General features: G+C 65.3%; 7 protein-coding genes. All 7 read left to right on the forward strand.

Annotated features, from left to right (window positions below):
* Window positions 1–3 precede the first annotated feature (3 nt).
* A complete protein-coding gene (locus AC1D1P_RS08560) occupies window positions 4–783 on the forward strand; it encodes an ABC transporter permease (RefSeq protein ID WP_477672687.1) in 780 nt (259 codons plus the stop codon).
* On the forward strand, window positions 780–2459 hold the full coding sequence (locus AC1D1P_RS08565; RefSeq protein WP_477672681.1) for an ABC transporter ATP-binding protein: 1680 nt from the start codon (window positions 780–782) through the stop codon (window positions 2457–2459). Before AC1D1P_RS08560 ends, AC1D1P_RS08565 begins: the two co-directional genes overlap by 4 nt.
* Window positions 2460–2476: 17 nt before the next feature.
* A complete protein-coding gene (locus tag AC1D1P_RS08570) occupies window positions 2477–4033 on the forward strand; it encodes an ABC transporter substrate-binding protein (RefSeq protein WP_477672682.1) in 1557 nt (518 codons plus the stop codon).
* Window positions 4034–4150: 117 nt separating this feature from the next.
* Window positions 4151–5281 carry a C45 family autoproteolytic acyltransferase/hydolase gene (locus tag AC1D1P_RS08575; RefSeq protein ID WP_477672683.1) on the forward strand — a complete coding sequence of 377 codons (1131 nt, stop codon included), beginning with the start codon at window positions 4151–4153 and terminating at the stop codon, window positions 5279–5281.
* Window positions 5282–5566: 285 nt separating this feature from the next.
* Window positions 5567–6217 carry an aldehyde dehydrogenase iron-sulfur subunit PaoA gene (gene paoA / locus AC1D1P_RS08580; protein WP_477672684.1) on the forward strand — a complete coding sequence of 217 codons (651 nt, stop codon included), beginning with the start codon at window positions 5567–5569 and terminating at the stop codon, window positions 6215–6217.
* Window positions 6214–7170: an FAD binding domain-containing protein gene (locus tag AC1D1P_RS08585; protein WP_477672685.1), complete on the forward strand. Its 957-nt coding sequence runs from the start codon at window positions 6214–6216 to the stop codon at window positions 7168–7170. The genes paoA and AC1D1P_RS08585 overlap by 4 nt, the downstream gene beginning before the upstream one ends.
* The coding region (locus AC1D1P_RS08590) for a molybdopterin cofactor-binding domain-containing protein (RefSeq protein WP_477672686.1) at window positions 7167–8516 on the forward strand (1350 nt) is incomplete at its 3' end. The genes AC1D1P_RS08585 and AC1D1P_RS08590, both read left to right, overlap by 4 nt.

Below are 8516 nucleotides of genomic sequence, written 5' to 3' on the forward strand. Positions count from 1 at the left end.
GTCATCGTGGGCCTGATCCTCGCGGCGGCCGTGCTGGCCTTCTTCTGGACGCCGCACGAGCCGCTCAAGATCAACTTCCTGGCGCGCCTCAAACCACCCAGCGCCACCTATTGGCTGGGCACCGACGAGTTCGGCCGCGACGAACTCTCGCGCCTCATGGCCGGGGCCTCCAACAGCGTCTGGATCAGTTTTCTCACGGTGCTGCTCTCTATCACCGCAGGCACCGCCATCGGCGTGCTGACGGGCTTTGTGCGCGGCTGGACCGACCGCATCATCATGGCCTTTGTCAACGCCCTGCTGGCCTTCCCCGGCCTGTTGCTGGCGCTGGCGCTGCTGGCCGTCTTCGGCGCCAACAAGTACGGCATCATCCTGGCGCTGGGCCTGGCCTACACGCCCTCGGTCACCCGCATCGTGCGCGGCACGGTGATGTCGCTGCGTGAAAAAGAATTCATCGAATCCTCGCGTGTGCTTGGCAATTCGGAGCTCTACACCATGTTCCGCCATGTGCTGCCCAACTGCGTGGCGCCACTCACGGTGCTGGCCACTTCGATGTTCGGCTGGGTCATCCTGGCGGAGAGTTCCCTCTCCTTCCTGGGCCTGGGCGTGCCGCCGCCCGCGCCCACCTGGGGCAATATGCTGGCCGCCGCCCGGCCCTTTATGGCGCAGGCAACTTACCTTTCCATCTTCCCGGGCCTGTGCATTGCGCTCACGCTACTGGGCATCAACTTCCTGGGCGACGCGGTGCGTGACCTGCTGGATCCGCGCATGAGGGGCGTCGAATGAACCACCTTGTAGATGTCTCGGCCTTAAGCCTTTCCATCGGCAAGGGCGGCCGCGAAATCGTGCGCAATGTGTCCTTCACCGTCGCGCCCGGCGAGATCGTCGGCATCGTCGGTGAATCCGGCAGTGGCAAGACCCAGGCGGCGCGCGCCATCATGGGCCTCACGCCGCTGCCGCTGGTGCGCAGCGCAGGCCGTATTCTGTTTGAAGGCGAGGACATGGCGGCGGCCGGCGATGCGCGTTTGCGCCAGCTGCGGGGCGCGCGCATAGGCATGGTGTTCCAGGAGCCCATGACTTCGCTCAATCCGTCAATGACGATTGGCCGGCAGCTTGACGAAGGCCTGGCGCTGCACCGGCCCGAGCTCTCGCCGGCCGCGCGCCGCGACAAGGCTTTGGCCATGCTCGCGCGCGTCGGCATCACCGACCCGCAGGCCGCGCTCGCCGCATGGCCACATGAATTTTCAGGCGGCATGCGCCAGCGCATGATGCTGGCCTCTGTCATGCTGCTGGAGCCCGCGCTGCTGATCGCCGACGAACCGACTACTGCCCTGGACGCGCTGGTGCAGCGTGACGTGCTGGAGCTGATGGTTGGCCTCACGCGCGAACACAACACCGCCGTGCTGCTGATCAGCCACGACCTGCCCATGGTTGCGCGCTACACCCAGCGCATGATCGTCATGCAGCAGGGTGAAGTCGTTGAGGCCGGCGACACCGCTGCCTTGCTGGCCGGCCCGAAGCAGGACTACACCCGCAAGCTGCTGGAAGCCATCCCGCGCCGGCAAGCCGCGCGCACGATTGCCGACGAACAGCCCGTCATCGAAGTGCGCAAGCTCGTATTCGACTACCCCGGAAAGCGCAAGTTGTTCGCCAAATCCACGGCCAAGCGCGTACTGCACGGCATCGACCTGGTGGTGCGCCCGCGCGAGATCGTCGCAGTGGTGGGCGGCTCCGGCTCGGGCAAAACCACGCTGGGCCGCGCGATTGCCGGCTTGCTCAAGCCGACCGAAGGCGACATTCGTTTTCGCGGCCGTTCGATTGCGCGCAGCGACGCGGGCTGGCTGGACTACCGGCTCAACTGCCAGATGGTGTTCCAGGACCCGTACTCGTCATTGAATCCGCGCATGAGCATTGGCCAGCTGGTCGGTGAAGGGCTGCGGCTGGTGCCCGGTCTTTCATCCGCCGAGCGGCAAACACGCGTAGCGAAGATGCTGGACGAAGTCGGCCTGGAGCCGCGGCATGCGGCGCGTTACGCACATGAACTCTCGGGTGGCCAGCGCCAGCGCGTGGCGATTGCCCGCGCGCTGATACGCGAGCCGGCTTTTGTGATTGCCGACGAGCCGGTGTCGGCACTCGACGTGACCGTGCGCGCCCAGGTGCTGGCGCTGCTGGCCGAGCTGCAGGAGCGCCATGGCTTTGCCTGCCTTTTCATCAGCCACGACCTCGGCGTGGTCGAGCAGGTGGCCGACCGCGTGATCGTGATGCAGGCCGGCCAGATCATCGAGCAGGGCAGCCGCGACGAGGTGTTCGACAAGCCGCAGCACGCCTATACACGCAAGCTGCTCTCCGCGATTCCTGCGCTCACGCCCACAGGCCAGGGCGGCATGCAGCTCAAGTGGCGCTTTGACGAACCCGATACGCCGGCAGGCGCCCTGAACCCCTTACACCCTCTTCCGGTCTGATCTTTAAGGAGCTTTTCATGCTTTCCCTTCGATTGAAATTTCTGGCCGCCGCCATGCTCGCGGCCTGTTCCGCGGCCCAGGCCCAGACCCCACAAATCGTGGTCGCGCAGCCGGCAGACATCCGCTCGACCAACCCCGGCGTGAACCGCGACAACACCACCGACGGTGTGGTGCTCAACATCGTCGAAGGCCTGGTCGCGTACCACGAGAACGGCACCGTCGGCCCGCTGCTGGCGCGCTCCATCGTCACCAGCCCCGACGGCCTGACCTATATCTTCAAGCTGCGCACCAACGTGAAGTTCCACAATGGCGAGCCCATGACTTCGGCCGACGTGCTGTGGAGCTGGAAGCGCTACATGGACCCCAAGACCGACTGGCGCTGCCTCAGCGAATTTGACGGCCGCTCCGGCGTCAAGGTGACTTCTGTCACGGCCCCCGACGCACRGACCGTGGTCATGCAGTTGGACAAACCCTCGGCCGTGTTCCTCGACAACCTGGCCCGCACCGACTGCGGCATGACGGCCGTCCTGAACAAAAAGTCCGTCAAGGAAGACGGCAGCTGGGACAAGCCCATCGGCACCGGCCCCTTCAAGTTTGAAGAATGGAAGCGCGGAGAGTACGTCACGCTCAGCGCATTTGCCGACTACCAGTCGCCCCCCGGCACCAAGCCCGACGGCTACCTCGGCCTCAAGAAGCCGCTGGTTGGGCAGGTCAAATTTTTGACCGTGCCCGACATGTCGACCTCCAAGGCCGGCCTGCAGTCCGGCGCCATCGACGCGGGCCAGATCACCTCGTCCGACGTGCAGGAGCTCAAGGCGAATAAAAATCTCAGCGTTGTCGCCGCAGTGGACGCGGGCAAGAACACGCTGCTGATGCAGACCAACGACCCGCTGCTCAAAGACGAGCGCATCCGCCAGGCCATCGCGCTCTCGCTTGACATGAACCAGCTTGTCGCGGCCGCGTCCGAAGGCCTGGCCCGCGTCAACAACTCGGCCATCCAGGACACTTCGGCCTTCTACACAGCGGCCCAGAAAAAAGGCTACCGCCACGACCCGGCCAAGGCCAAGCAGCTGCTGAAGGAAGCCGGCTACAAGGGCCAGCCCATCGTGATCCAGGCCAACAAGCGCGCGCACGTGCCCAGCTTCTCGGTCGCGGTGATGAGCCAGGCCATGATGCAGGCCGTGGGCATCAACGCCCAGATCGAGGTGCTCGAATGGGCAACCCAGCTGGACCGTTACAACAGCGGCAACTACCAGATGAGCTCCTTCACCTATTCGTCGCGCCTGGACCCGGCCCTGAGCTATGAGCAGTTCTCAGGCAACAAGGCCAAGCAGCCGCGCAAGGTGTGGGACGACCCGGCCGCGCAAAAGCTGATCGACCAGAGCTTCGCCGAAGCGGACCCCAAGAAACGCCAGGCCTTGTTTGACCAGCTGCACGCGTTGATGATCGCCAAGACGCCGCTGGTCATCCTCTACAACGTGACCGATTCGTGGGCTGTGCGCAAGCGCGTGAACGGGTTCACGGTGTGGGAAGGCAAGCCGCTGCTCTGGAATACAAAGCTGGCCGCCAAGTAAGTCATTCCAGCATCACCTCTCGGTCGCCTTGCACGCAGGCCCGCGCGCAAGGCATGGACAGGCACGCCTTGCGGCGGTCGTCATCTCTCTTCACGCAACTTCTTACGGCAGCCCAGCATGGCAAACATCAAACAATTCCCCTTTATCTCCGTCTCCGGCAGCCCGCATGAACGCGGCCTGCAGTACGGGCGGCAGGCCGCCGACCGGGTACGTGGCAGCGCGCGCCTGTACGGCCAGACGCTGGTCAACCTGGGCTACAGCGAACAGGCACGCGCGCGCTTGATCGACTTCTTCGCCAAGGAAATCGGCAACTTCGCACCCCACTACATCGACGAGATGCGCGGCATCGCCGAGGGCGCAGGCGTGGACTTCCAGGACATCGTGATGATCAACGCCCGCACCGAGGTGCTGGCCAAGGCCCGCGCCGAGAAGGTCACACAGGCCGACCAGGAGCCGGGCGACGGCTGCACCGGCGCCCTCATCCTGCCCGAGCGTTCGGCCAACGGCAACCTGCTGCATGGCCAGAACTGGGACTGGCGCGCCGAGTGCGTCGAGACCTCCGTCGTGCTGCGCGTGCGCAACGACAACGGCCCCGACTTCCTGACCTTTGTCGAGGCCGGCGGGCTCGCCCGCAGCGGCTTCAACAGCGCGGGCGTGTCCATCACCGCCAACTACCTCGAGTCAGACCGCGACTTCAAGCAGCTGGGCGTGCCGCTCTCGCTTATCCGCCGCAAGGTGCTGGAGCAGGAGATTTTCTCGCTGGCCATGAAGGCCGTCGCCGCCACACCCAAGTCCTGCTCCAACAACATCATGCTGGGCATGTCGCAGGGCTTTGGCATCGACTTTGAATGCACCACCAATGAATCGTTTCCAATTTACCCCGGCGCCGACAACCTGATCGTGCACGCCAACCACTGGATGAGCCCGGTCGCCCTGAGCAAGCTGGTGGACATGGGCATTTCCCAATCACCCGACAGCCACTACCGCGACTGGCGCGTACGCAAGCTGCTGAACCAGCAAGACAAGCTGGGCCGCCAGGAATTGAAGAACGCGTTTTTCGACAACTTCGGCCTGCCCTACTCCGTCTGCCGCCCGCCCCGCATCGGCAGCCACGACAACCTGTCGGCCACGGTCGCCATGGTCATCATGGAACCCGCAGTGGGGGAAATGGAAGTGGCGCCCCTGCCGGCCCTGAACAAGGTGTTCACCTGCTACAGCCTGACGGAAGAGCCCAGGATTTCTGCCTGAGCGCATCGCGCAGCCCCTTTGCAGGATTGCTGCTGCCAACGGATCGAGGTACTGAGCGGTCGGGTTCAAGGCTTTGGCTCGCTTGACAACTTGTCTGCAAAGTAAGGCAAAAGAAATAGGAGGAGGCATAGGCGTGCTTCCTGCCCTTGGCGCGGCGCGGCAGTGGCGGCAACCGACTCTCCACCAAGCCTGTTTCCTACAGCGCAATCGGCCCTGCTCCGGGATGCTGGCGGTTTACTTCGCCACTCCCCACTCCCTCCTTCCTAAAGGACAAAGGCAGAAGCCATGGAAAGCCCCACCGATGCACTCACCATCTCCCGGCGAGGTATCCTGATCGCTAGCGCCGCTTCAGCGGCTGTGACCACTATGCCATCAGACGCCACCGCAGCCCCCTCTTCACCGCTCGCCGCACCTGGCTCCGTCCCTCAGGGGCGCGTGACCATCGAGGTCAACGGCACGGCCCACACCCTGAACCTGGACACACGCACCACGCTGCTCGATGCCTTGCGCGAGCATCTGCACCTTACCGGCACCAAAAAAGGCTGCGACCATGGGCAGTGCGGCGCCTGCACCGTGCTGCTCGACGGCCAGCGCATCAATTCCTGCCTGACGCTGGCCGTGATGCATGAGGGCAGCAAGGTGACCACCATCGAAGGGCTGGGAACCTTGCAGCGCATGCACCCGCTGCAGACAGCCTTCGTCAAGCATGACGGCTATCAATGCGGTTACTGCACGCCGGGCCAGATCTGCTCCGCCGTCGGCGCACTCGACGAGCTGCGCCGGGGCGTCCCCAGCCACGTCAGCGCGGACATCACCGCTCGGCCGCTGCTCTCGCCCGACGAGCTTCGGGAGCGCATGAGCGGCAACATCTGCCGCTGCGGCGCCTACTCCAACATCGTTGAAGCCATCACTGAAGTGGCGGGGGCGCAGGCATGAAACCCTTCACGTATGAACGCGCCAGCTCGCCGGCGCAAGCCGCCGCGGCGGTGGCCCGCAACCCGGCAGCAAAGTTCATCGCAGGCGGTACCAACCTGCTTGATTTGATGAAGTTGYAGATCGAAGCGCCTGCGCACCTGGTCGACGTGAATGGCCTGGCGCTGGACAAGATTGAGGCAACGCCCGAGGGCGGCCTGCGTGTGGGCGCGATGGTTCGCAACACCGCGCTGGCCTCAGACGAGCGCGTGCGGCGCGACTACGGCGTGCTGTCGCGGGCCTTGCTCGCCGGTGCCTCGGGCCAGCTGCGCAACAAGGCGACCACCGCCGGCAACCTGCTGCAGCGCACACGTTGCCCCTACTTTTACGACACCGACCAGCCCTGCAACAAGCGCCGGCCAGGCAGCGGCTGCAGCGCCATCGGGGGCGTGAACCGCCAGCACGGCATCATCGGCACCAGCCAGGCCTGCATCGCCACCCACCCGAGTGATATGGCCGTTGCCATGCGGGTGCTGGACGCATCGGTAGAAACCGTGCGGGCCGACGGGCGTGCGCGCGTCATTCCGATTGCCGACTTTCACCGGCTGCCAGGCGATACGCCACACATCGAAACCACGCTGGAGCCCGGTGAGCTGATCACCGCTGTGACACTGCCGCGCCCGGCCGGCGGCGTGCACATCTACCGCAAGGTGCGTGACCGCGCCTCTTACGCCTTCGCGCTCGTTTCCGTGGCGGCCATCGTGCAGCGTGATGGCTCCGGCAAGGTCGCCCTGGGCGGCGTAGCACACAAGCCCTGGCGCGTTGAAGCCGCGGAGGCCGCCATGCCGCAAGATGCGCGGGCTCTTGCGGCCGGCGTGCTGGCCGGCGCAACGCCGACACATGACAACGCCTTCAAATTGCCACTGGCAGAGCGAACCATCGCCGCCGTGCTGGCCCAGGCGAGGAGCGCATCGTGAAATTCGACACCCCTGCCACCACCAACCCCATTGACCAGCTCAAGGTCATCGGCAAGCCCACCGACCGCATTGACGGCCCGCTCAAAACCACCGGCACCGCACCCTATGCCTACGAGCGCCACGACGCCGCACCGGACGCGGCTTACGGCTACGTCGTAGGCGCCGGCATCGCCAAGGGCCGCATCGCGTCGATGGATTTGCGCGCGGCCCGCACCGCGCCGGGCGTGCTGGCCATCATTACCGCAGAGAACGCTGGCAAGCTCACCAAAGGCAGCTTCAACACCGCCAGGCTGCTGGGCGGGCCGGAGATTGAGCACTACCACCAGGCCGTGGCGCTGGTGGTGGCCAACACGTTTGAGCAGGCGCGCGCCGCCGCGCAACTGGTACGCATCGTCTATGAGAGCATGCCAGGCAAGTTCAACCTGGCGTCTGAAAAAGACGGCGCGCCACTGGCCAAGGCGTCTGATTTTTCGGGTGAACCTGAAACCAAGGTGGGCGATTTCGCGGGCGCCTTTGCCACCGCGCCTGTGCAGCTGGACGCCACCTACACCACGCCCGACCAGTCGCACGCCATGATGGAGCCGCACGCCACCATCGCAGCGTGGACGGGCGACAAGCTCACGGTCTGGACAGCCAACCAGATGATCGACTGGGGCGTGGGCGATCTGGCCAAAACGCTGGATATTCCCAAAGCCAACGTCAGGCTGGTGTCGCCCTTTATCGGCGGGGGCTTCGGCGGCAAGCTTTTCCTGCGTGCCGATGTGCTGCTGGCCGCGCTGGGCGCGCGCGCGGCGGGGCGGCCGGTCAAGGTTGCGCTGCAGCGGCCGCTGATGATGAACAACACCACCCACCGGCCGGCCACCATCCAGCGCATACGCCTGGGGGCGGGACGCGACGGCAAGCTCACTTCCATCGGCCATGAGGGCTGGTCAGGCGACCTGCCAGGCGGCGGGCCCGAGACCGCAGTGAACCAGACGCGCCTGCTTTACGCCGGCGCCAACCGGATGACCGCCACACGGCTGGCCGTGCTGGACCTGCCCGAGGGCAATGCGATGCGCGCACCGGGCGAGGCGCCCGGCCTGATGGCGCTCGAGATCGCGATGGATGAAATGGCCGGGAAGCTGGGCATGGACCCGGTGGAGTTCCGTGTCCTCAACGACACGCAGGTAGACCCTGAAAAACCCGACCGTGCTTACTCCCAGCGCCAGTTGATCCAATGCCTGAGAACCGGCGCGCAAACCTTCGGCTGGAACCGGCGCGTAGCCAAACCGGGCCAGCTGCGTGAAGGGCGCTGGCTGGTGGGCCTGGGTGTCGCCTCGGCTTTTCGCAACAACCTGACGATGACG

Source organism: Polaromonas sp. P1_E1_2 (assembly GCF_056406035.1).